A 24,024-nucleotide genomic window follows, 5' to 3' on the forward strand; every position below is an offset into this window, starting at 1 on the left:
TACTACCTGCCTTTGTATTGAGGCGTGCGTTTTTCTTGGAAGGCTTGAAGACCTTCCGTTCGATCTTCTGTATCAATGAGCCGTAGATAGGCTTCGTATTCCTTCGTTAAACCTGTATGCAAATCGTGATCAAGGCTTGAATAAATTGCTTGCTTCGCTTCTTTTAAGGCAAGCGGACCATTTTTGGTGATTTGTTTTGCAAGAGAGATGGCATCGTTCATAAGGGAATCTGCTACAGAAATATGCTCAATCAGCCCGATTTGAATGGCTTCTTCTGCTTGTAATGATGCGCCTGTGAAAATAAGTTCTTTTGCTTTACCGAGTCCAATGAGGCGCGGAAGCCGCTGCGTCCCTCCGGCTCCTGGTATGATAGCTAGTCCTGTTTCGGGCAGGCCGAGTCTGGCTCCGGCTCGTGCAATGCGGAGATCACAAGCGAGCGCGAGCTCAAGTCCTCCACCAAGTGCGTGTCCGTTCATCACTGCAATGACAGGTACAGGGATGGATTCAATCTCCATAAAGGTTTGCTGAATTGAAAGAACAGCTCCTTTTGCTTCTGCTTCTGTCATCAATCGTCGTTCTTTTAAATCTGCTCCAGCGCAAAAGACTTTTGAACCTGCTCCTGTAATGAGCAGACAGCGGATGCTTTCATCGTGTTTGATTTCTTGAATGAGTTGATTGATCTCCTCGAGCATTGTAGAGGATAGGGAATTCGCTTGTTCTGGCCTGTTTAAGGTCATGATGCCGATCTGTTCATCTTGTATTGAAAAATGGATCAATGATGTCATGTTATTCATCCTTTATGAAGTAGTCTGAGAGTGAAAAGCGCGTAAACAGTGACTAGGCAGGGTTCGATCTACTTTTGCTTCAATCCATTCTGCCGCTTGAATTAATGCAGGAAGGTGAATATTTGTCTCAATTCCTAGTTTTTGAAGCATATGCACCACATCTTCTGTCGCCACGTTTCCGCTGGAGCCAGGTGCATAGGGACATCCGCCAAGCCCCCCGCTGGAGGAGTCAAATATCGTGATTCCGGCTTTTAATGCCGTATAAATATTGGCAAGAGCCATCCCCTTCGTATCATGAAAATGAAGAGCGATTTTATCAGCAGGAAAACGTTCAAGTAAAATGTCTAAGCGCCTTTCTACTTGTAGCGGATGGGCTTCACCGATGGTGTCACCGAGCGATATTTCATCAATGCCATAAGAAAGCAAAATATCCGTTAATCGCAGGACTTGATCCATTGGCACTTGTTTTTCATACGGGCAGCCAAACACGGTGGAAATATACGCGCGTGTCCTTTTTCCTGCTGCTTTTAAATCAGCTGTCATTTGTTTGATGACAGGAAGTGTTTCGTGAATGGATTGATTCATATTTTTCTTGTTATGTGTTTCACTCGAAGAAATAAACATAGCGCCTGTGTCAAGATTGGCTTCAAAAAAATGAGCTAAGCCTTTTTCATTGGGAATGAGTGCTGCATAGGTGATGTCGTCTTTTTTGTTTAAGGATTGGGTGAGTTCTTTGGCATCTTTTAAGGCTGGAACCCATTTAGGATGAACAAATGATGTGACTTCAATATAAGGGAGCTGGGCTGCTGCGAGCAGATCTATCCACGTTCGCTTCTCGCTTGTGTCCAGCCAGACTGATTCATTTTGCAGTCCGTCCCGCGGGCCGACCTCCCTGATAAGCACACTCTTTGGTAATGCCATCTGGCTCCCTCCTATTCTGTTAGTTCTAAAAGAACCTCTCCTTCATCGACAAATTCCCCCTCTGCTTTATGCACTTTGCGGATGATCCCGGCCTCTTCAGCAACGATCGGAATTTCCATTTTCATTGATTCTAAGATGGCAACCTCCTGTCCTTTTTGCACTTCATCGCCTTGTTTCACAAGAAGCTTCCACAAGTTTCCGGCCATTTGAATCGTGACAGTTTTCATGAACGGTTTCCCTCCCTTTTTTTCATGAGAAAATCGGTTGTGATGCTGCCTTGTAAGAAGGCAGAAGATCCGGCCATTTCCCTTAAAAGTGGTAAGTTGGTTTTGATCCCTTCTATTTCATATGCTTGTAATGCCCCTTTTAATCGTTCTATTGCAAGTTTTCGTGTATCACCGTAAACGATCATTTTCGCAATCATTGGATCGTAAAAAGGGGTTATAATGCTTCCCTTTGTCACACTTGACTCATGACGGATATACGGAGCTTCAGGCGTAGAAAGCTGAGTGATCGTTCCTGGTGAAGGATAAAAGGTGACGGGATCTTCCGCATAAATTCTAACCTCGATGGCATGCCCGATTTGATGAATATCCTCCTGATTAAAGGAAAGCGGCTCACATGCAGCGATTTTCAGCTGCTCCTCAACAAGGTCAATACCTGTAATTTCTTCTGTGACAGGGTGCTCTACTTGTAATCTTGTGTTCATTTCTAGGAAATAAAATTGTTGATGCTGATCGACTAAGCATTCAATCGTCCCTGCATTTTCATACCCAATCGCTTTGGCTGCTTTGACGGCCATCTCCCCCATCTGACGTCTCACCGGTTCATCGAGACAGGCGGCTGGTGCTTCTTCAATGATTTTTTGATGTCTTCTTTGGAGTGAACAGTCGCGCTCAAATAAGTGAACCCCATGGCCGAAGGAATCAAAAAGGACCTGGATTTCAATGTGCCGCGCGTTTTCAATGACCTTTTCCATATACAGCGTCCCATCGTTGAAAAAGCTTTGTGCTCTTTTTTGATTCCCTTCAAAAGCCCTGTACAGCTCATCGTCATTTTGCACGAGCTGCATACCAATTCCTCCACCCCCGCTTGATGCCTTGAGCATGATCGGATAACCGAGTGACTGCGCTTGACTCACTCCTTCTTCTGCATCATGCAGCGGAGCTGAAACGCCTGGTACAATGGGGATCCCTGCTTGAGCCATCGTTTTTCTTGCTTCAATTTTATTCCCCATTCGCTGAATGACTTGTGCGGATGGCCCAATAAAGGCAATACCTTCGCTGCGACAGCGTTCTGCAAAGGCCGCATTTTCTGATAAGAGGCCATATCCTGGGTGAATAGCATCTGTATTTGTCTGCTTGGCTACCCTAATGATGGCTTCCATGTTTAAATAGCTTTCAGATACTTTCGCGCCTCCAATCAGATAGGCGCTGTCTGCTTCTTGCACATGAAGTGCATGCTGATCTGCTTCTGAATAAACGGCAACGGTGTGGATCCCGAGCCTTTTACATGTTCGAATAATTCGCCTAGCAATTTCGCCTCGATTGGCAATCAGTACTTTTTGAAACATCGCTGCCTTCACTCCTTTATTAGATCAAGCGCCTGTTTTTTCAGACGAAATTTTTGAATCTTCCCTGATGCGGTCATCGGATACTCGTCAGTGATGAAAAAATATTTAGGAATTTTGTAGCGCGCCATTTGCGACTGACAATAGCTGGTGAGTGTCTCAATCGTCACCGTTCTGCCTTGCTTAAGCCGAAGGAATGCGGCGGCTTCTTCTCCATACGTCTCGTCAGGTATACCAACAACCTGTGCATCAAGAATGTCCGGATGAGTATAAAGAACGTCCTCAATCTCTTTTGGGTATACATTCTCCCCGCCTCTAATGATCATATCTTTCAGCCGTCCTGTGATTTTCACATAGCCGTCCTCATCCATCTCTGCTAAATCTCCCGTATGAAGCCAGCCGTCCTCATCAATCACTTCATTTGTGGCTTCTTCATTTTTATAGTAGCCTTTCATCACATGATAGCCTCTTGTACACAGCTCGCCTTGTTCTCCTCTTGGTACTTCCTCCGGCGTGCCTGGAACGGTGATTTTCACTTCGATGTGAGGAAGCGCCCGGCCGACGGTTTGAACCCGTCTTTCAAATGAATCATCCGTTCTTGTTTGGGTAATGACAGGAGAGCTTTCAGTCTGTCCGTAGGCAATCGTGAGCTCCTTCAGTCCCATTTGTTCAATGACGGCTTTCATCACATGGGATGGGCAAAGAGATCCTGCCATAATGCCCGTTCGTAATGTGGACAGATCGTATTGGTGAAAATTCGGATGGTCGAGCTCTGCAATGAACATTGTCGGGACGCCGTGAAGGACGGTGCACTTCTCTTTTTCCACGGTTTGAAGGACTCGCTCTGGGTGGAAGGATTCAACCGGAATAATCGTTCCTCCTTTTGTGAGGCAAGCAAGCACGCCAAGAACGGATCCAAAGCAATGAAAGAAAGGAACGGGAATACACATTCGATCCTTTTGGGTGAGCTTCATACAATCTGCGATTTGGCTGGCATTGCAGACGATGTTTGTATGGCTGAGCATGACTCCTTTTGGATAGCCGGTTGTGCCTGAAGTATATTGCATATTAATGACGTCATCTGGCGCAAGCTCATCCATTCGTTTCTCCCACTCGTGATCCTCAGTTCTTTTAGCAGCAGCTTGAATACTGTTCCAGCTGCGCATGCCTTTTGGCGTGTGCTCGCCAATATAGACGACACTTTTTAAATAAGGAAAAGATGAGGAGGTGATCTCGCCTTGATGAGCGTTTTGAAGCTCTGGTATGAGTTCTTCCAGCATTTTGACATAGGATGTCTCTTTAAAGCCGTCTACGATAAACAGCATGCTGCTATCAGAATGCTTGAGTAAATAGGCGAGTTCCTGTGCTTGAAAATTCGTATTTACAGTGACAAGAACGGCTCCAATCGACGCGCAGGCAAATTGCAGCATGAGCCATTCAGGTACATTGGGCGCCATGATGGCGATATGATCCCCTTTTTGAACCCCTAATGCCATAAGACCTTTCCCTGTTTCCTTGACTTCTCGATAAAACGCTTCATATGAATAACGTAATGAACGTTCTGGATACACAATGGCTTCATGTGCTGGATGCTGCTCCCTTTTCTCTTTTAAAAGGGAGCCGATTGTCTGTGGATGAATCGACATGATGGCTTTCCTCCTCCATTGATAGTAAGCGTTTTCATTATCGGATTACGCTAACAGTTGTCTTGCGATGACTAGACGCTGAATTTCAGAGGTCCCTTCACCAATTTCCATCAACTTTGCATCTCTCACAAGCCGTTCTACACCACATTCTTTCATATAGCCTGTTCCTCCGTGAATTTGGACAGCATCAAGGCTTGCTTTTGTCGCCATTTCAGAAGCGAAAAGTTTGGCATAAGCAGCTTCTTTTGTAAACGGCTTGCCGTGATCTTTCAGCCAAGCGGCTTTCCAAACCATTTGTCTCGCGAGTTCTATTTGCATCGCCATATCTGCCAGCTTAAACTGAATGGCTTGGAAGGAAGAAAGGGTCTGCCCAAATTGCTTTCTTTCCTTTGCATGCGAGAGCGAAGCATCGAGTGCAGCTTGTGCAATGCCAACTGATAACGCAGCAATTGAAATACGTCCCCCGTCTAATGTATATAAAAATTGCTTAAAGCCTTTCGCTGGGTCTCCTAAAATATTCTGGGCTGGTACACGTACACCGTCTAAAATGATTTCTGCTGTATCTGAACCGCGCACGCCCATTTTGTCATATGGATTTGTAATGGACAGCCCTTTTTGCCCTTTCTCCACAATGAAGGCAGAGATGATCGGGCGGCCGTTTTCATCATGATCCGTGACAGCGGTGACGATAATGGTTCTGGCAAAATTGGCGTTTGTGATCCAGCACTTCTCCCCGTTGATGACATATTCTTGTCCGTCTTTGACTGCTTTTGTTTTCGTCCCTTTTGCATCTGATCCTGCGTTTGGTTCTGTTAATCCGAAGGAACCAAGTGCTGTCCCAGAAGCCAGCGGGACAAGGTGGTCCATCTTTTGGTCCTCTGTACCGAAGTAATAAAGCGGGCTTGCGCCTAAGGATACGGCTGCGGCATAGCTAAGACCTGTACTGGCACACTGTTTTCCTATTTCTTCTACAGCGAGTGCATACGATATCGTATCTCCTCCTGAGCCTCCGTATTTCTCTGGAAAGGGGATGCCCATAAAGCCGAGCTCCCCCATTTTTTGAAACGTTTTGGCTGGGAATACGGCCTGTTCATCAATCGTTTGAGCGTGTGGTGCAATTTCTGCTTTGGCAAAATCTTTGACCATCTGGCGGATCATTTGTTGTTCTTTCGTTAATTCAAAATCCATCTTGCTTCCCCCTTTGGCTCTTTTCTATCATATTTATTAATCAAGCAGCGGCTTCATGCCAAGCTTGATTGAATTCAGAAAATTAAAACAAGAATAATAGAAAAAAAGCATGAACGAAGAAAATCCTCATTCATGCTTTTCCGTTATTTTACTATTTTTGCAGAAGGCTTGCTTTCTTGATGAAGACGATTAAGAGCCGTAATCATGTAAGTATCAATCGTCTTTTGATTGATTGGTAGGTCTTTAATCGTTGTGATGGCGCCTTTTTCTTTTCTAACTGTTTGCAGCAATTCATATGTTCCTTTATTTGTCAATCGATAGACTGCATAATAGGATACGGTAGAATGTGGATCATTTTTGATTTGCAAAGCCGCATCATCCGCTGTCTTTTTCACAGATTGAATGATTGGTTTTTTAGGCGCTTTCTGATGAAGCCAAGGCATTTCTGGAATGAGAGCTGGTTTGCGGTATGACTCTTCTATCAATCGATCCTTTACATTCAAAGGGTTGCGATTGAGATCCTTCAAGCTGAAATGCATGCTTCCCTGCACGAGCTGTGACTGCCTGTTCAGCTCAATCTGCCTAAAATATTCTTCCGGGTCAGACCAAGCAGGATCACTGTTTTGGTTAATTTTATATGCCGCCTGACCAATATACAGGTGAACCGGCTCCCCTTTCACCTCATTTGACCACCATTTCGTCAGCACGTCATAAGCGGCAGCTTGAAAACCGATGCTCCAGTAAATTTGCGGAGTGACATAATCAATATCGTGCTGCTGAATCCACTCTCTTGTATCAGCATACAAATCATCGTAGTTGGTCATTCCAGCAGTCGTGTTTGAACCAGTCGGGTCATCTTTTATGTTGCGCCAAACCCCGAATGGACTAATACCAAATTTCACATAAGGTTTTTCTTTCTTAATAGTGTCATTGATTTGCTTCACCAGCTGATTCACATTATCTCTTCGCCAATCTTCTATATGTGTAAAAGCTTTTTTCCCATATGTTTCATATGTTTCTTGATCTGGAAACGGCACACCGGCTATTTTATTCGGATAAAAATAATCATCCATATGCACTGCATCAATATCGTAGTTTTTCACAACTTCTTCTATGCCGAGGGCAATGAAGTCCTGAGCTTCAGGGATGCCAGGGTTGTAATAAAGCTGATTACCATAGGCAATGGTCCATTCAGGATGTTGTCTTGCAGGGTGATCAGCTGACAAACGGTCGAGATCAGTATGATTCATCGTGATTCGATAAGGATTAAACCAAGCGTGAAATTCAAGGCCGCGTTTATGAGCTTCTTCTATCATAAACTCAAGCGGATCATACCCAGGATCTTTCCCTTGCGTTCCAGTCAAATACTCTGACCACGGCCCGTATGCTGAAGGATAAAAAGCATCTGCTGTTGGTTTAATTTGCATAATGACGGCATTCATATTCATCGCTTTGATCTCGTCTAACAAACGAATGAACTCTTTTTTCTGCTCTGCTACGGGCAGCCCCTTCTTTGAGGGCCAATCTAAGTTATAAACCGATGCAATCCATACCGCGCGCATTTCTCTTGTGCTCTCAAGCTTCCCTTTTGGCACTGGACGAGCTGCTAGACTGCTAGAAGGAATCAATAAGAATACAAACATTAACATCAGTGTTAGAACTGTCATACTGATCTTTTTCAGCATGTTTTGCATCACCTCATATTCAGTTTATTCCGCTTTTTGTGATGGAATGCCAGCAGATGGTGTAAGCAGAATGTTTTTCATTTGATTGAGCTGAGCTTCAGGGACTTTGCAGGCTTCAATTAAATACCTCTCTGCACTCCCGTATGTCTCCAGCATTTCGTGCAGCACATCTTCAAGATAATCTTGCTGCACACCGACAAGCGGCTGAATTTGTTCTTTTGATACCCGGTATAAACTCATCCATCGGACAAATCGTTCCTGCCTTCTGACAAGCATTTGCACGCCTTCATTGGACCGCATGTATTCACTTAAAACGACAGTCAGCGGTACACCTGCTATTAACTGAATCAGGGCAGATAAAAAACCTGTACGGTCTTTGCCGCTCGTGCAGTGAAGCATCAGCGGATAATGGCTTTGATCTGAAAGTAGTGTGAACAGCTGCCGAATCTCTTCTTTACGCTCAGTGAGCATGCTTTGATATAAATCTTTCATGATCGGTGTAAATGAGAGAGACTTCCCTTCTGTTACCAGCATACGAAACATGGTCCATTTACTCGGCATCTTACTGTCAGGCTGCATCGGAATATGGACGATTTTGTCGTGTTCCTTGATCTTTGGTGGATGTGATTTACGTTCTGAGGTTGTACGGAGGTCGCAAACAGTTTGAATCCCGAGTGTTGAGAATATCTCGATGTCTTGTTTCGTCAAACGTGATAAGTCTGCGGATCGATAAATCATTCCCTCTTTGATCACCATCCCCTCTGTTGTTTGAAGTCCCCCTACTTCTCTAAAATTCGCAAGCTTTGAAAATGGGTTGTTTGATTGATTCATAGAAGTGAAAGTCCTTTCTGGTTTCGTTCTTTTTTCTATCATACGCTTTTATATCAAAGGAGAAAAGAGAATCAATTGACCTAATCCATGTAAGAGAATTTATTGGTATAATGAAAAAAGGACATTCGGATTGATTGGAGATATGAAGCATGATAAAAACAAAACGGATTCAGCAAATCAAAGAGTATGTGTTTGACCGGGAATCTGCCTCACTTGATGAGCTTGTGGCGCATTTTGGTGTCTCAAAAAACACGATACGCCGAGATGTACAGGCATTGGTCGAGTCCGGCGTGCTCAAAAAAGTGTATGGCGGAGTGGCTGTGAACCACTCAACGTTAGTGGTGTATCAGGAGCGAAAGACCCGTCAGCTCAGTAAAAAGCAATTGATCGGTCAGACGGCTGCTGCTTTTGTGGAAAACGGGGATATGATTTTTATTGATTCTGGTACGACAACGCTTGAGATGCTCCCCTATTTGACAGAGAAACAGGTGACCATTGTGACCAATAATGTAGATTTCATTACACAGGCGATGCCTTATGAAAATCTCACCATCTTTTCTACTGGCGGGATGCTTGAAAGAAAAACGAATTCTTTCGTTGGCTATCAAAGTGTAGAGCGCTTAAAAGCTTACAATGTCAATAAAGCTTTTATCGCGTCAACTGGTTTATCCATTGATCACGGCGTCACGAATTCGTCTCCGCTTGAAACCGATATTAAAAAGACGCTCGTTCAAAAAAGTGCCAAAACGTTTTTATTAGTGGATGATAGCAAATTCGATCATTACGCCTTGACCACGTTTTGTGATTTGCACGAGATTGATGTCGTCGTGACCAATCAGGAGCCAAATGAACATTATCTTCAATATGGAAAAGAGCATGATGTGCGGTTTGTCACGCCTTCTTCAAATGAATAGATCAAAAAAACGGCTCAGGAATTTGAGCCGTTTTTTGATTCATTGATTTCAAGCTGCATGACCATACGGAATAAAAATCGGTACACGGCCGAGATAACGTCAATGAAAGCTGTATCTTCGTGGATGTCCTCAAGCTCAAGAAGCTGTAAATTCACATCAAATAAGCCATCTTGTCCATTAAATTGAAGCTGAGCACCATTTAATGGCGATAGCAAGTCCTTTAAAATATTCGTGTCTTTCTTAGGACGTTTGAAACCGAATAACACGGTATACGTTTGAAACACTTCGTCCCATTCAATGGCCAAGCCATCTACTTTCACGACATCAAACCACTTTGATTCGATATAAATAAATTCTTTTTGATGTTTTTTCACATATGTAAGCGGTGTGTTTAGAAATGAGGCGTCTTCTGTTTGAATCATGTCCTCTGATTCCTTGTCTACACGCTCTATATATACATCGCCAAAGCGTGCTTCTTCTTTTATTCTCGCCCCTTCTAAAGGCCAATTGCGGCTCGCCGCTTCATCATATTCGAAGTCTGTCAGCGCTTGTCCTTCTTTCAGTAAATCTTGTAAGCGATTTTGCAGTGACATGGCTATGTCTCCTTTCTTCTCCTTCATGTGCGTTTATTATTTTAGCATAACTCAGGAAAAGAAAGATATGTCCTAGCATATGATGGTATGATAGTGTCAAAAGAAACATCTCGGAGGGGTACATTTTGCTCACAATGACACTGGCAGAAAAGATTGTAGACGAAGTGAAAAAGGTGCTGACTGAGGAAATCATCATCGCACAAACGAACGGCACCATCATTGCAGCAACAGATCCAGCGCGCATTGGACAATTTCATGAAGGAGCGTATCTGACATCTTTTGAAGGACAGAAACGAATTCTCACAAAGGATGACCAGCAGCACATGAAAGGCGTCAAAGCTGGCATCAATCTGCCTATTTATTTTAAGCAAGAGGTCATCGGGGTCATTGGAATGACAGGAGATCCTGTACATGTGTCTCCTTTTGGCGAAATATTAAGAAAAATGACCGAGCTGCTCATTCATGAACATGAATTTTTTCAAGAAAACGAAACGGATGAACGTCAGCTCGAAGCGTTTGTATTCGACTGGCTCCACCTGCCAGAGACAGCGATTGATCTCAATGAAAAAGCAACGCGGCTTCAGCTTGATATCAACAAGGAGCGCACAGTCGTCCTGATCGATTGTCAGGATGAATCGTTTATGAAACAAAATCAATACAAAGAATTAAAGGAAACGCTGCATCTCACTAGTCAGGAGATCATCGTCCGCTGGGGGCATGCACGCTTTTTGCTTATGCTGCAAACAACAGCAGATGATCGTAAAACACTGCAGCAGCGCCTATTTCACATCCATGCCTCCCTTACGGCGCAGAGCACGCCAGGGGTTTTGATTGGGGCGGGAAACCAGCAGCTGCTCATTTGATGAAGCAATCCTTTCAACAAGCCTTTCGTGCATTAAAAATGGCACATGCTGATACGCCAATTGTATTTGATGAAGATTTAACGCTTGAACTTTTTATGGAGGAAGTCAGTCAGGAAACAAAGGAAGTGTTTCTTGATCGAACGATCGCCCCTCTTCTCCCCTATCCTGAATTAGTGAAAACATTGCGGGTACTCATGACATCAGATTGCTCATTGAAATATACCGCAGAAGCGATGCATGTCCATATCAATACACTGCATTACAGGCTAAAACGAATCCAAGATTTAACGACACTTGATCCAAAGCGCATGCAAGATGCAATGCTCTTTTATTTAGCCTTCATGCTATTAGATCATGATCCAAAAAAACGAAACGAACAGCCCGATATTTTGTAGAATCGTCCATAGGCATGAGACGATTCTTTTTTTATACTGAAAGAAACGATACGTCTAATCAGTAGGAGTTGAATGCGCATGTTAAATTCTGAATTTTTAAATCAATTGAAAAAGATTGTTGGTGCGCCTTACGTACAGGACAGTAAAGCAGATCGGCTTGCTTACTCTTATGATGCAACACCAAATTTTCAGCAGATGCCAGATGTCATCGTAAGCCCGCATACGGCTGAGGAAATCCAGCAAATTGTCCGGCTCTGCGCCTCATATCATATACCGATCGTGCCAAGAGGATCAGGAACGAACCTTTGTGCAGGTACATGTCCCACACAAGGCGGACTTGTGCTGCTATTTACAAGAATGAACCAATTAATAGAAATAGACGAAGAAAACCTGACAGCAACGGTGCAGCCTGGTTTGATCACACAGGAACTCATTCGCCAAGTAGAGGCAAAAGGGCTTTTCTATCCACCTGATCCAAGCTCTATGAAAATCTCTACATTAGGCGGAAATATTAATGAAAATTCAGGTGGTCTCCGGGGCTTAAAATATGGCGTGACAAGAGATTATGTACTTGGACTTGAAGTGGTTCTGCCAAACGGTGACATCATTAAAACAGGCGGCAAACTTGCAAAGGACGTGGCCGGGTATGATATGACCCGTTTGTTCGTAGGTTCAGAAGGAACGCTCGGGATTGTCACTGAAGCTACGCTGAAGCTTTTGCCGCTTCCAGAAACAAAACAAACGATGCTTTGCTTATATGAAAGCCTAGAGGAAGCAGCCGCTTCAGTGTCGGCGATTATTGCAGAGCGTATCATCCCCGCCACATTAGAATTTATGGATCAGCCGACCCTGGAAGTCGTTGAAGACTTTGCAAAAATTGGTCTGCCGACGGACGTTCAAGCGGTGCTGTTGATCGAACAGGACGGCCATCCTGAGGCGGTTTCCCGTGATATGCAGAGCATCGCAAAAGTCTGCCAGCAGCACGGAGCAAAAGAAGTGAATATCGCTCATTCTGAAGAAGAGGCAAATGCACTTTTAACAGCGAGACGATCCGCTTTATCTGCCCTCGCCCGGTTAAGCCCAACGACCATTTTAGAAGATGCAACTGTCCCCCGGTCTGAAATTGCCAGCATGGTACGGGCAATCGAAGATATTGCGAAGGAGTACAAAGTGAAAATCTGTACATTTGGTCATGCAGGTGATGGCAATTTGCACCCTACTTGTGCAGCAGATGCAAGAAATGAAGAAGAAATGAAACGGGTGGAGGAAGCCTTTCAGGCCATTTTTGAAAAAGCCGTCTCACTTGGCGGCACCATTACGGGTGAACATGGTGTGGGTCTTATGAAAGCCCCTTACTTGGAACTAAAGGTCAAAAAAGAAGGCATTGCAGCAATGAAAGCGATCAAACAAGCGCTAGACCCAGAAAATATGATGAACCCTGATAAAGTGTTTGGTAAAGCCGCAAGAAAGCGGGTGGTGGTCTCATGAGTTCCTCTAAACAAACAGAGATTCAGCAATCATTTCAGCAGCAAATGGACGAAAAAGAGCTGCTCAATTGCATGCGCTGCGGCTTCTGCCTTCCCTCCTGCCCAACTTATATTGAATCTGGTCAACAAGAAACACACTCTCCCCGCGGCCGAATTGCTTTAATGAAGGCGGTAAGAGACGGCGTCATTGAGCCAGATGAAGATGTCGAGCATTCATTGAATCTTTGTCTTGGCTGCCGTGCATGTGAACCGGTCTGCCCTTCTGGCGTCAAATATGGCCGGTTACTTGAGGATGCAAGAGACATCATTCAGCAGCACAAAAAACAATCCATCCCTGTCAAACTTGTGAGACGTGCAGTATTCAAAGGACTCTTTCCTTCACAAAGCCGAATGCGGCAAGCGGCAGGACTTCTTCGATTTTATCAAACATCTGGTCTGCAAACAGCCGCCCGTAAAACTGGCATGCTGAAGGTGCTTCCACCGCACTTACGACTGATGGAACAGGCGCTTCCAAAAGTGCCTCGTCAACAGAAAAACCGTGTGACGGAATACAAAGCCGCTGGCCCAGCAAGTAAGCGTGTCGCCTTTTTTACTGGCTGTTTAATGGACACCGTTTTTTCCAGCACAAACGAAGCGACCATCCAGCTTTTGCAGCTGGCAGGCTGTGACGTTATCGTCCCTCCTATTCAGACGTGCTGCGGAGCGCTTCATGGTCATAGCGGAGAAAAAGAGCAAGCGAAACAGCTAGCAAAGCGGAATATTGAAGCATTTGAAAAGATAGATGCAGATGCCATAGTCATGAATGCGGGCGGTTGTGGTGCTTTTTTAAGTGATTACGATCATTTGCTTCACGATGATCCGGACTTTCAAAAACGAAGTGAAATCTTCTCAAAGAAAATCACCGATATATCAGACATTTTAGTGGAGCTGGAATTTCACCGCCGCATGCCGCTTGCTTTGCCAGAGCAGGTCATCACCTATCAAGATTCCTGTCATTTGCGGAACGGAATGGGTGTACAGCATGCGCCAAGGGTGCTGATGAAGGCCATTCAAGGCATATCATTTAAAGAAATGAAGGATTCGGGCCGGTGCTGCGGCTCAGCTGGCATTTACAACATCTTGCAGCCAAAGATGTCGATGCAAATTTTAGATCATAAAATGACAGAAGCAAGGGAAACAAAGGCTGTTGCCATCGTTACGTCTAATCCAGGCTGTCAGCTGCAAATGGCAGCAGGCATCAAACGCGCGGAGCACTCGCCGACCATGCGTGCCGTCCATCTAGCTGATTTATTATTAGAAGCCGTTCAATATGGAAAAAAAGCGTCCAGCCCATCAAGCTGAACGCTTTTTTTATGCATATCTTTAGACAATTGGTTGGATAATAGAGGCAAATCGCCGAAGGAGCTGGTTCAAATGCTGAAAAAAAACAAACAACAAAAGGATCCGAATTCAGTATTTGAAGCATTGTCACGTTCTGCTGATTTTACAAATGAGCTGTCTCGAAATGGAGATTTTCTGTATAGAATTTCCTTTTTTCGATCTTTAATTAATGGACACCTTCTACATGAACAAATTCTCCCCTCTCTCAAACAAATGCACCTGACACCTACTCTTGAAGAGCTGAAAGAACAAATTCCCATTGAGCAGGCTGTCATCACGAACGATCTTCAAAAAGTGGAAGAAGCCCTTCACCGGGGCAGCATTGCCATTAGACTAGAGACAGATTGGGGCAAAACGCTTCTTTTGCCGATTGAAGAAAAGAAAGGCAGACAAGTTGGTCCGCCTGAGATTGAATTTGGCATTATCAGTGCACAGGAAGCATTTGTGGAGGTTTTAGATACCAATTTAAATTTGGTCAGGCGGCGGCTGCCGACGCCTAACCTGAAAGTTGAGGAAAAGACGGTTGGTACGCTCTCTCAAACAAAAGTAGCCGTGTTATATATTGAAGAAATCGCTAACCCAGAAAACATCGAAACGGTTCTTCAGCGAATTGAGGACGTTGATTATGATCAGATTTTAGATGCGAATTACCTCGCTCAAATGCTTTATGATGTGTCCAATACGATTTTCCCGTTGTTTTTGAATACAGAAAGACCCGACCGCGTGTCTTCAGGTTTATCAGAAGGGAAAATTGCCATATTAGTGGATGGCTCGCCTCATGTCTTGCTTGCCCCAACTATTTTACTTGAGTATTTTTCCACTATGGAAGACTACAATATGTCATGGATTGCGGCTTCTTGCTTTAGGCTGTTACGCATATTTGCTGTGATATTTTCCATTTTTGCGACACCTTTATATGTCGCCGTTTTAACCTTTCATTATGAGCTGATCCCAAAGGATTTATTAGAAACCATTGTATCCTCGCGCTATCTTGTTCCATTTCCTCCGATCATTGAGGCACTATTTTTAGAGACTTCGATTGAATTACTAAGAGAAGCAGGGTCAAGGCTCCCGGCTAAAGTCGGTCAGACGCTCGGGATTGTTGGAGGGATTGTCATTGGACAGGCGGCTGTAGCAGCAGGCTTAACGAGCAATATTTTACTCATTATTGTTGCCCTGTCTGCTCTCGCCTCATTTGTCACGCCTATTTACAAAATGGGCAGTACCATTCGGCTGCTGAGATTTCCCTTCTTACTCGCAGCACAGGTTTGGGGCGCATTAGGCATTGCTGTGATGGGATCTTTTCTGCTCACCCATTTAATGAAATTAACTTCAATTGGCCGCCCATATTTAGAGCCTATTTTTCCAATGCGCCTTGCTGATTTAAAGGGCAGTTTGATTCGTCCTCAGCTCCGTTTTTTGAACAAAAGGCCGGAAAATTTACGACCGCAAAATGAAACCATCCATCGCTCTAAGCCAAAGCAAGGCCGCAAGGGGAAAAATGATTTTTATGAATAAGGAAGTGAAGGCATGAGTTCTTCTTCTGTCAAAGAGAAATTTCAAGTATCTCCTTATTTTGTGTTTTTTCTCGTCAATGCCAATCAAGTCGGTGTCAGCATTTTAAACTTTCAAACAAACCTTGTTCGTTCTATCAATAATGATGGATGGATCGCTATTTTGATTTCTGGCATGAGCGTCAATGTGATGATCTTTCTCATGTACTTGATGTTTAAAAAGGCACCTTCGGATGAATTTGGTGATATCACGCAATATGTATTTGGCAAATGGATTGGGCAATTATTAAACATTCTTTATATCTTATATTTTGCTTCTTTGTCGCTGACCGTTCTTATCCATTACATGGATGTGATCCATGTATGGCTGTTTAAAGAAATTCCTGGTCTTTTGTTTGCATCTGTACTGCTGCTGCTTGTGTATTACATTCATACTGGCGGCTTTAGAACCATTGCTGGCTGGGCATTTTTTAGCATTGTACTGACGTATTGGATGACATTTATCTGTTTTTATGCCATGAAATATAGTCACCTTCGTTTCATGTTCCCAATGTTTGATCATACATTTTCGCAAATGCTTGTGGGAGTCAAAGATGCATCCTTATCCATGTTTGGTTTTGGCACGCTGCTTGTCTATTATCCCTTTATTAAACAAGCTCAGACATCTCAAAAATTTGCTCACATGGGGGTATTATTTACGACATGCTTAAACTTGCTCACTTTTCTCGTCTCTATAGCGTATTACTCAAGTGCTCAGCTCAAATTAACAAAATGGCCGACGCTAACGTTAACGAGCATTGTGAAGCTTCCGTTTATCCAGCGCTTTGAATTTATTGAAGTGTCTCTTTGGCTGCTTCTGATCATTCCTAATATCACGATTCCATTATGGGCAGCGAGCCGAATGGCAAAAAAAATGCTTCATACGAACCAGCGCGTCACGTTCATCGGGCTCAGCATCCTCATTCTGATCATGTTTTCGTTTTTTGCCAGTGCAACTTCTTTTGAAACCTTTAATCAATGGGTGGAATTTAGTGGATTCATTCTGATCTATGGATTGATTGTCTGTATGGTCATTGGACTGATGCTGAAAAAAAGGAGGAAGAAAAAACGAGCATGAAACGTTATATACTTACGGGCCTCATGTTGTGTAGTCTTTTGTTAACCAGCTGTGCAGAGCCCCGCCTTTTAGATGAATTAAATATCTCTCAGGCGGCAGGATTTGATTTATTGGAAGATGGAGAAATGAAGGGCTTCTTTGTCTTCCCTGTCTTTAAAAGTCAAGAACAAGGAAGTTATCAAATATTAAGTGCAAGGTCAAACACCATTAGCAATATTCAATTTCTTGTATCAGAAAAATCGCCTTTTCCAGTCGTCATGGGCCAGGTGCTCGTTATTTTAGTCAGTGAAAAGTTAGCAAAAGAAGTCGGCATGATCGATTTAATGAATTATATTTATCGTGATCCTATTATTGGTTCACGCCAAGTGTTTGCAATTGTAGGCGGAGAAGTGGAAGAGTTATTATACACAAAAATGAATCAAACGAACTTAAATATAGGTGTATATCTCTCTGATCTGCTCACCCAAAATATGCGAAATGGCAATGAACCTGTCACCAATCAGCATATTTTTATGAATCAGATGCTGGCAAAAGGGGTCGATGCATACCTCCCTTACATCAAGAAAACAAACAGTGGCATCAAGATCACAGGAGTCGCTCTGTTTGATCATGAAAAAATGGTCAGTCATATACCTGGAAAAGACACGTTCACATTTAAAGCGATGATTGAAAATCATAAAAATGGCATCTATGAGTTTCAATTGGCAGATCAAGCAAAGACCCATGTCGTCATTGAAAATATCAAATCTCATGTGTCTTACCGAATCAAACCAACGAAAAACCTAACAAAGAAGCCTCATATCATGATTGATATCAAGCTGAAAGGCGAATTAAAAGAATTCATGAAGTCCAAAAAAATTGATAAACCTTCTATATTGAACCATGTTGAAAAAGAAGTAGAAAAACGTGTCGCTCAGCAAGGACAAGACCTTGTTCAATCCTTTAAAAAGCAAAACATAGATCCTCTTGGGCTGGGCCTTAGGTATAGATCAAAAGACAAAGCAGTGACACCAGAAAAATGGAAGAACATTTATCCTGATGCAGATGTACAAGTTAAATGCCACATGAAAATTGTTCAAACGGGAGTCAGCCAATAAAAAGGCTTATTCAAATATGTCTTGCTTGTTCTCCAAGATTTTGCACACTTTCATTTTCACTCGTGGAACATGATCTTTTTGATAATATTCATTTAAAATCTTTTCTATTTCATTTTTATCAGTTTTAAGGATTTTAGGTGAATATTGTTCCACTAGAGCCGGTCTATTCCCGTTTGCACAGTTTGCCATTGTATCTAGTACAATTAAGCTGAAAGGTCTTCCTTTGTTTAGCCAAGATTTCATTCTCTCCCAGGTTGGGTAGCTGACGGCTGCCAGCCTTCCCCACTGATCGTGAAAATGGGTGCAATTTGACTCCATCCAATCCAATATTTTATTAGAACGGAAACGGTGCAGGCAAATAAAAGCACAATTCTTTTTCACTGACAGATTTCATTTTATCTAGAATACGTTGTAATCCCTCATCTTTTGGCAAACTGCTGGCGGCTGCCCATGAAAGCGGATAAAGAAATTCTTCATCCGCTTGATCCAAAAGTTCCCTCACCCACCCAGCAGCAGAGGTACCTAACACATCAGCCGTAATTTCTAACATGCGCGATTTCACTTCGACATGATGTGTTTGATCAAACCTACTTTGAACAGCATCCAAGATTCTTTGCTGATCGTGCTGTTTCAAAGCAACGATGACATCATCCTCAAGAAACCATCTAGTGATTGAAAAGTCTAATAAAGACACAAAATCACGCCTAACCGCTTGTAATGTTGGTGCTTTTTCACTTTTGGTGATGACAACATCCTCCTCTAATTGGAAAGCCTGTCCGTCCTCTCCATAAAAATCATCGTGCAGTAAAAATTGTTTAGAAGAATGGAGAACAGCTAGGTTTTACCATTCAATAGGCCGTAATGAATAGGTAAGTAGTCTTTCGTGGCATTGACGGCATAATTCATAAGGCTGTTTCGGTTCATCAGACGCTTCTAAAATGTCCAATTCATTTTTTTGACAGGCTTCACATAAAGTAGTTGTCCCCAAAAATTCCACTTCCTTTTCCTGCAAATGAATGATCATTCTGCTTTTATCATTCGAGAAAGCATGAGGTGAAATAGAGATTAATCTTTCTATCATCCGCGGCCATTGAACCATGTTGATTCAATTGAAAAGATATTCTAATCTTCATCCTTTACATCGGGGTCTTCCGGAATCGGTTCATTTAAGATCTCTTGGACGAGCTCTTTATATTGTTCGAGCTGCTTTAAATGCGTTTGAAACTGCCCTTGATAAATAAGATAAGATTCCCCGTCAAATACGTAACGGATCTTTTTTTGCTGGATCAATTTTTCAATATACGCTTCTGATACTTCCAAGTATTCAGCTGTTTCTGCGATTGTTAAATACATGCTTGTGCACCACCCGTTCGTTTCATCTATCAAATTATATCATGATCTGCTGAAAAAACGGATGCAGCCTATTCTCTTTTCTGGTGACCATTCTTCATATAGCAAGTAGATCGTCTAGATGCCGGCAAATATGGTATGATAAAATCTGCTAGATGAGAGCTTGCCAACATAAATTTGGTGAAAAAGCCAGGTTCAGTGGTGACTCTATGAGCCGCAAGCCATGCTGGCATATATAGAAAGCATACTCATGAGAAAAGCAAAACAAGCATAGGCTCTTATAAGGATGCTTGAAGAAAATTCGTATTTAAAGGCAGAGTGAAATGAATGGGAACCTTTTTTAATGAAATTTTAACCTGGCTGACAAGCCTTGGTTATGTGGGGGTAGCACTAGGGCTGATGATTGAAATCATTCCGAGTGAAATTGTACTTGCCTATGGCGGATATATGGTGTCAACAGGCACAATCGGTTTTGTTGGAGCTGTTATTGCCGGCGTCATCGGTGGTACGCTCGCCCAGTGTTTTATTTACTGGATCGGTCTGTACGGCGGAAGACCTTTTTTAACAAAGTATGGAAAGTATTTATTCATCCATGAACATCATATCGCGACTGCAGAGCGCTGGTTTGACCGGTATGGAACCGGTGTAGTGTTTACCGCGCGCTTTATCCCTGTTGTGCGCCATGCCATCTCGATTCCAGCAGGTATTGCCAAGATGCCTTTTTTAAAATTTGTTTTCTTGACAGGATTAGCTGCCATCCCTTGGTCTATTTTATTTATCTATCTTGGCATGCAGCTTGGGACAAAATGGGATCATATTCAAAGTGTTGCTCATACTTATACAACCCCTATTATGGTCATTGCTATTGTCCTGATTGTTCTCTATTTTGTACTCAAAAAAATTCGGACGAATCGAAAACGGACAATTTAACAAAAACGCCTTTCACTGATCTGGTGAAAGGCGTTTTTTTATGAGTGTGCTGATTGTTTTTTCATATATTGTGATAATTCTATAATCATTGCACCCATTCTCTCAAGTGAAGGGGCAAGAATTCGGTCTATTCCTTCTTCTTTTAAAGCTTCAGCAGTGACTTTTCCAACAGCTACTGCCAGAACGTCCTGCTCGAATAATGCTTGCAATTCTTCTTTTCTGCCCCATTCTGCGGCCAGTTTGAAAAAGGCGTGAACCTGGACAGCGGTTGTAAAACAGACAGCATGAACTTGTCCATCTTTCATTTCTTGCAGAAGCGTTTCAGCAGCCTCTGGTTCAGGTGGTGTGTGCTGATATGGTAAAAGCGGCAAAACATCTGCCCCCTTGTCATGTAAAAACTGAATGAGAGCTGGTGCATTTTCACCATGAAGCTGAACCATTACACGTTTGCCTTGAAACTCCTTGTCTTCAAGTTTTGAAATTAAGTCACGAACCGTACCGTCTTCATCAGAGACCTCCGGGTGAATCCCGCGTTTTTTCAGCGCAGCAAAGGTTTTGTACCCTCTTGAAGCAATATGGGCATTTGATAGAATGTTCATAAATTCATTACCAAGCTGCAGCTCTTCTGCACTCTCAATTAATGTATCTGTACCGATGCCTGTTGTTAAGATGACCCAGTCTGCCCCTTGTTTCACAAAGGTCTCTATGCCTGGCTTTAATTCTTCTTTTGCTAAAAATACGGTTCCTTGAAGAGAGCGAATAACGGCTTGTCCTCCTTGTTTTTCGACAAGTGTACGCATTTCTTCTGTTTTTCTCGTTCCACAAATGGCAATCGTTTTCCCAGATAAGCCTTTACTCATATTATCCCTCTTTTTCTATCACATTTGATATGTATTAAATATAGATTTATTTGGAAGACGATGCAAGTGTCTACTAAAAAAGAGCTTGACGTTTCTATCGAATTCGAGTATCTTTTGTAAGTGCAAATTGTAGGAGGTCATTATGGAAAAACAGAATGTTCAAGCAATTCGATTATCAATTGCAGACCCAACACCGCTTGGTTTGTTTGGTTTAGCAATGGTGACGCTCGTTGCGTCCTCACAAAAACTAGGAATCACAGATGGCACTTCCCTTATTTTACCTTGGGCTATCTTCCTTGGAGGAATCGCGCAGCTGATCGCGTCCATACAAGATTCAAAGCATCATAATATTTTTGGAGCCACTGCTTTTGGCGCATTCGGTCTTTTCTGGATGGGCGTTGGAACGACTTGGCTCATTCAAGCCGGCGTTTTTGGGAAAACGCTTGCGGGAGCAGCAGATCCAAAACAGCTAGGTTTTGCATTTGTTGGTTATTTGATTTTCAGCTTGTTTATGACGATTGGTGCAATGGAAACACATAAAGTGTTATTTTTGATTTTCGTCTTTATTGATTTCTTATTCATTGGTCTTTCCCTTAGCACGTTTGGTGTGATGTACGATGTGACTCATACCATGGCAGGTATTGCAGAATTGATCATTTCCCTGCTTTCATTTTATGGTTCTGCAGCTGTTGTGCTAAATACACATTTTGGCCGTATTGTTCTGCCAATTGGACAACCATTTCGCATTTTTACAAAAGCATAAATAAAAAAGAACTGCGCTGTGCAGTTCTTTTTTTGTTTATTTTTCTTGCGCCTCTTGAAAGATCTCTCCGATGATTTCATACGAGCGCATTCTTTCTTGATGGTCAAACATATCCGAATTAATCATCACTTCATCAGCTTGAGTAGCTTCAATAAAGGCTTCTAATTCTGTTTTCACCTTTTCTTTATCCCCAATGATAGTCGAGCTTAATTGTTCATCCACCATCGCCTTTTCATATGGACTCCAAAGACCGTCCATGCTGTCGACAGGCGCTTTCAGTTTTCCTGGTGTATTACGAATGAGACTTAAAAACCGCTGATAATGAGAGGTTGCCAAATATTCAGCACGCTCAGTTTGATCTGCAGCAAAAACCGTCACACCAACCATGGCATAAGGCTCTTTTAACACATCAGAAGGTCTAAATGACTGTCTGTACAATTCTAACGCGGGAATTGTATTTTTAGGTGAGAAATGTGCTGCAAAGCAAATGGCAGTCCAAGTTCTCCTGCAAGTCTGGCGCTAAAACCACTTGAACCAAGGAGCCAAATTGGAATGTCCAGGCCTTCTCCTGGAACAGCTCTTACATGTTTTTTAACCTGACCGGTCGGCTTGAAATATTGCATCAGTTCTTCAAGCTGCTCAGGGAAATCTTCTCCGTTATGAAGATTACGTCTAAGCGCTCTTGCTGTTAACTGATCCGTCCCTGGTGCTCGGCCAAGACCTAAATCAATTCTCCCCGGATACAATGTCTCAAGTGTGCCAAATTGTTCGGCTATGACAAGTGAAGAGTGATTTGGCAGCATAATCCCACCAGATCCTACTCGAATTTTTTCAGTTCCTCCCGCAATATATCCAATTAAAACGGACGTTGCAGAGCTCGCAACCCCTTCCATGTTATGGTGTTCTGCCAGCCAGTATCTATGATAGCCCCACTTCTCCGCCTTTTTTGCTAAATCCATGCTACGATCAAAAGATTCTTTAATGGTGCCTCCTTCTGTCACAGAGGATAAATTTAAAACGGAATAGGCTTTGCCCTGTAAAACTGATTGACTCATAAATGATGTCCCCATTTCTGTCAAATATCATACTATTTTATACTTTCAACACCATAACATAAATCCATGAAAGATTTAAATAATTTGATTCGATGATTTTCGAAATGATGATTTTTTAGGTTTTACTTCCAATTTAAAAATTTGCACATAGAATGAAATATCAATTCTAGGAGATGGGCAATTTGTACAATCAATTCGAACACAAATGTCCCTTTTGCGGTAAATACCATGAACAGCCTCATTACAAAAGATCACGTCATGACCGTCCTCTAAAAAGAGACTGTCCATTCATTAAACAAGAATATATAAAACAAAATATATCTCAAGGGGATCACCCCTGCCACATTGCAAAAGGAATAAAGCAATCAAAACCAAATCAAAGAGCTGGACCAAGAGGCCCGGCAGGCCCAGCAGGTCCCCCCGGACCAACCGGACCAACCGGACCTACTGGACCAGCTGGCGGGTTAACCGGCGCTATTCCTTTTAATCCCTCACAATCACAAGATTACGATGCAGGGCAAGTGGTCACGTTTGATGGCAGTACTTACATTGCCAATGTAGACGCTCCATCAGGAATACCTGGACTCTCCCCCGACTATACCCTTTTGGCTGCTTCTGGAGAAACTGGGCCTACGGGTCCTACTGGGATCGGATTAAGTGGTGTTGAATCCTATGATCCTGTAACGGCACCAACATATTCAGTAGGGCAAGTGGTCACTTATGGTGGGGGTACTTATCTTGTGAATTCTTCACCACCTTCAGGTACGCCAGATACGTCGCCAGATTACACACTTTTAGCAGCACCAGGTGAAACTGGACCTGCAGGTGCTACGGGTATTACTGGCGCGACTGGACCTACTGGCGCCACGGGCAGCACCGGAGCTACTGGTCCTACTGGTGCCACAGGTTCTACTGGATCAACGGGCAGCACTGGAGATACTGGTCCTACTGGCGCTACGGGCAGCACTGGATCAACGGGTCCTACCGGTGCCACTGGTATTACTGGAGATACCGGACCTACCGGGGCTACGGGTAGCACTGGAGATACTGGTCCTACCGGAGCTACGGGTAGCACTGGAC

General features: G+C 43.1%; 21 protein-coding genes and 3 pseudogenes. 10 read left to right on the plus strand and 14 right to left on the minus strand.

Annotated features, from left to right (window positions below; genetic code table 11):
• Nucleotides 1-2 precede the first annotated feature (2 nt).
• The 8 genes from AOQ70_RS16340 to AOQ70_RS16375 form a co-directional block, all read right to left on the minus strand.
• Nucleotides 3-785, minus strand: a complete 783-nt coding sequence (locus AOQ70_RS16340; RefSeq protein ID WP_059377382.1) for an enoyl-CoA hydratase — start codon at nucleotides 783-785, stop codon at nucleotides 3-5.
• Between the two features lie 12 nt (nucleotides 786-797).
• A complete protein-coding gene (locus tag AOQ70_RS16345) occupies nucleotides 798-1,706 on the minus strand; it encodes a hydroxymethylglutaryl-CoA lyase (RefSeq protein WP_059377383.1) in 909 nt (302 codons plus the stop codon).
• A gap of 11 nt (nucleotides 1,707-1,717) precedes the next feature.
• On the minus strand, nucleotides 1,718-1,933 hold the full coding sequence (locus AOQ70_RS16350) for an acetyl-CoA carboxylase biotin carboxyl carrier protein subunit (protein ID WP_039179120.1): 216 nt from the start codon (nucleotides 1,931-1,933) through the stop codon (nucleotides 1,718-1,720).
• A complete protein-coding gene (locus AOQ70_RS16355; protein ID WP_059377385.1) occupies nucleotides 1,930-3,279 on the minus strand; it encodes an acetyl-CoA carboxylase biotin carboxylase subunit in 1,350 nt (449 codons plus the stop codon). The genes AOQ70_RS16350 and AOQ70_RS16355 overlap by 4 nt, the downstream gene beginning before the upstream one ends.
• A gap of 8 nt (nucleotides 3,280-3,287) precedes the next feature.
• Nucleotides 3,288-4,922, minus strand: a complete 1,635-nt coding sequence (locus tag AOQ70_RS16360) for an AMP-binding protein (RefSeq protein WP_059377387.1) — start codon at nucleotides 4,920-4,922, stop codon at nucleotides 3,288-3,290.
• 45 nt (nucleotides 4,923-4,967) lie between these two features.
• The gene (locus tag AOQ70_RS16365) at nucleotides 4,968-6,110 is read right to left on the minus strand and encodes an acyl-CoA dehydrogenase family protein (RefSeq protein WP_059377390.1); all 1,143 of its coding nucleotides are present in this window, start codon (nucleotides 6,108-6,110) and stop codon (nucleotides 4,968-4,970) included.
• Nucleotides 6,111-6,253: 143 nt separating this feature from the next.
• Complete coding sequence (locus AOQ70_RS16370; RefSeq protein ID WP_059377392.1) at nucleotides 6,254-7,795, minus strand: glycoside hydrolase family 10 protein; 1,542 nt, start codon at nucleotides 7,793-7,795, stop codon at nucleotides 6,254-6,256.
• Nucleotides 7,796-7,819: 24 nt separating this feature from the next.
• On the minus strand, nucleotides 7,820-8,626 hold the full coding sequence (locus AOQ70_RS16375; RefSeq protein ID WP_059377394.1) for a tyrosine-protein phosphatase: 807 nt from the start codon (nucleotides 8,624-8,626) through the stop codon (nucleotides 7,820-7,822).
• Nucleotides 8,627-8,775: 149 nt separating this feature from the next.
• Here AOQ70_RS16375 and AOQ70_RS16380 point away from each other — a divergent pair, with 149 nt between their 5' ends.
• A complete protein-coding gene (locus AOQ70_RS16380; RefSeq protein ID WP_059377397.1) occupies nucleotides 8,776-9,540 on the plus strand; it encodes a DeoR/GlpR family DNA-binding transcription regulator in 765 nt (254 codons plus the stop codon).
• A 14-nt stretch (nucleotides 9,541-9,554) separates the two neighbouring features.
• On the opposite strand, the gene AOQ70_RS16385 is transcribed toward AOQ70_RS16380, so the two are convergent.
• Complete coding sequence (locus AOQ70_RS16385) at nucleotides 9,555-10,133, minus strand: hypothetical protein (protein WP_059377399.1); 579 nt, start codon at nucleotides 10,131-10,133, stop codon at nucleotides 9,555-9,557.
• Nucleotides 10,134-10,258: 125 nt separating this feature from the next.
• Here AOQ70_RS16385 and AOQ70_RS20140 point away from each other — a divergent pair.
• The 6 genes and pseudogenes from AOQ70_RS20140 (at nucleotide 10,259) to AOQ70_RS16415 (ending at nucleotide 17,986) form a co-directional block, all read left to right on the plus strand.
• Nucleotides 10,259-11,391: pseudogene (locus tag AOQ70_RS20140) on the plus strand (CdaR family transcriptional regulator).
• A gap of 78 nt (nucleotides 11,392-11,469) precedes the next feature.
• Nucleotides 11,470-12,879, plus strand: coding sequence for a glycolate oxidase subunit GlcD (glcD, locus tag AOQ70_RS16395; protein WP_058838613.1), 1,410 nt, complete (start codon nucleotides 11,470-11,472; stop codon nucleotides 12,877-12,879).
• Entirely contained in the window at nucleotides 12,876-14,219 is a 1,344-nt protein-coding gene (locus AOQ70_RS16400; RefSeq protein ID WP_039179150.1) for a (Fe-S)-binding protein, read from the plus strand. The genes glcD and AOQ70_RS16400 overlap by 4 nt, the downstream gene beginning before the upstream one ends.
• A 72-nt stretch (nucleotides 14,220-14,291) precedes the next feature.
• Entirely contained in the window at nucleotides 14,292-15,776 is a 1,485-nt protein-coding gene (locus AOQ70_RS16405) for a spore germination protein (RefSeq protein ID WP_059377401.1), read from the plus strand.
• 12 nt (nucleotides 15,777-15,788) lie between these two features.
• On the plus strand, nucleotides 15,789-16,889 hold the full coding sequence (locus tag AOQ70_RS16410) for a GerAB/ArcD/ProY family transporter (protein ID WP_059377403.1): 1,101 nt from the start codon (nucleotides 15,789-15,791) through the stop codon (nucleotides 16,887-16,889).
• Nucleotides 16,886-17,986: a Ger(x)C family spore germination protein gene (locus AOQ70_RS16415; protein ID WP_059377406.1), complete on the plus strand. Its 1,101-nt coding sequence runs from the start codon at nucleotides 16,886-16,888 to the stop codon at nucleotides 17,984-17,986. Before AOQ70_RS16410 ends, AOQ70_RS16415 begins: the two co-directional genes overlap by 4 nt.
• 6 nt (nucleotides 17,987-17,992) lie before the next feature.
• Here AOQ70_RS16415 and AOQ70_RS20030 read toward each other — a convergent pair whose 3' ends face one another.
• The 3 genes from AOQ70_RS20030 to AOQ70_RS16425 all read right to left on the minus strand — a co-directional run bounded on the left by AOQ70_RS20030 (nucleotide 17,993) and on the right by AOQ70_RS16425 (nucleotide 19,339).
• Nucleotides 17,993-18,229, minus strand: coding sequence for a hypothetical protein (locus AOQ70_RS20030; RefSeq protein ID WP_231730894.1), 237 nt, complete (start codon nucleotides 18,227-18,229; stop codon nucleotides 17,993-17,995).
• Nucleotides 18,230-18,320: 91 nt separating this feature from the next.
• Entirely contained in the window at nucleotides 18,321-18,680 is a 360-nt protein-coding gene (locus AOQ70_RS20035) for a hypothetical protein (protein ID WP_231730895.1), read from the minus strand.
• Nucleotides 18,681-19,108: 428 nt separating this feature from the next.
• Nucleotides 19,109-19,339, minus strand: a complete 231-nt coding sequence (locus tag AOQ70_RS16425; RefSeq protein ID WP_039179160.1) for an excisionase family DNA-binding protein — start codon at nucleotides 19,337-19,339, stop codon at nucleotides 19,109-19,111.
• A gap of 324 nt (nucleotides 19,340-19,663) precedes the next feature.
• Here AOQ70_RS16425 and AOQ70_RS16430 point away from each other — a divergent pair, with 324 nt between their 5' ends.
• Nucleotides 19,664-20,266 (plus strand): DedA family protein, encoded by a 603-nt coding sequence (locus tag AOQ70_RS16430; RefSeq protein ID WP_039179163.1) that lies wholly within the window; start codon nucleotides 19,664-19,666, stop codon nucleotides 20,264-20,266.
• Between the two features lie 38 nt (nucleotides 20,267-20,304).
• Here AOQ70_RS16430 and AOQ70_RS16435 read toward each other — a convergent pair whose 3' ends face one another.
• Nucleotides 20,305-21,126: a uroporphyrinogen-III synthase gene (locus tag AOQ70_RS16435; RefSeq protein WP_039179165.1), complete on the minus strand. Its 822-nt coding sequence runs from the start codon at nucleotides 21,124-21,126 to the stop codon at nucleotides 20,305-20,307.
• Nucleotides 21,127-21,268: 142 nt separating this feature from the next.
• Here AOQ70_RS16435 and AOQ70_RS16440 point away from each other — a divergent pair, with 142 nt between their 5' ends.
• Nucleotides 21,269-21,889, plus strand: a complete 621-nt coding sequence (locus tag AOQ70_RS16440; protein ID WP_047203394.1) for an acetate uptake transporter — start codon at nucleotides 21,269-21,271, stop codon at nucleotides 21,887-21,889.
• 36 nt (nucleotides 21,890-21,925) lie between these two features.
• Here AOQ70_RS16440 and AOQ70_RS16445 read toward each other — a convergent pair.
• Nucleotides 21,926-22,944 (minus strand): annotated as a pseudogene (locus tag AOQ70_RS16445) (LLM class flavin-dependent oxidoreductase).
• A 182-nt stretch (nucleotides 22,945-23,126) separates the two neighbouring features.
• On the opposite strand from AOQ70_RS16445, the pseudogene AOQ70_RS16450 reads away from it, so the two are divergent.
• Nucleotides 23,127-24,024 (plus strand): annotated as a pseudogene (locus AOQ70_RS16450) (BclA C-terminal domain-containing protein); the annotation flags it as partial.

It is taken from the genome of Bacillus sp. AM 13(2015) (assembly GCF_001518755.1).
Taxonomy (GTDB): Bacteria; Bacillota; Bacilli; order Bacillales; family Bacillaceae; genus Bacillus; species Bacillus safensis.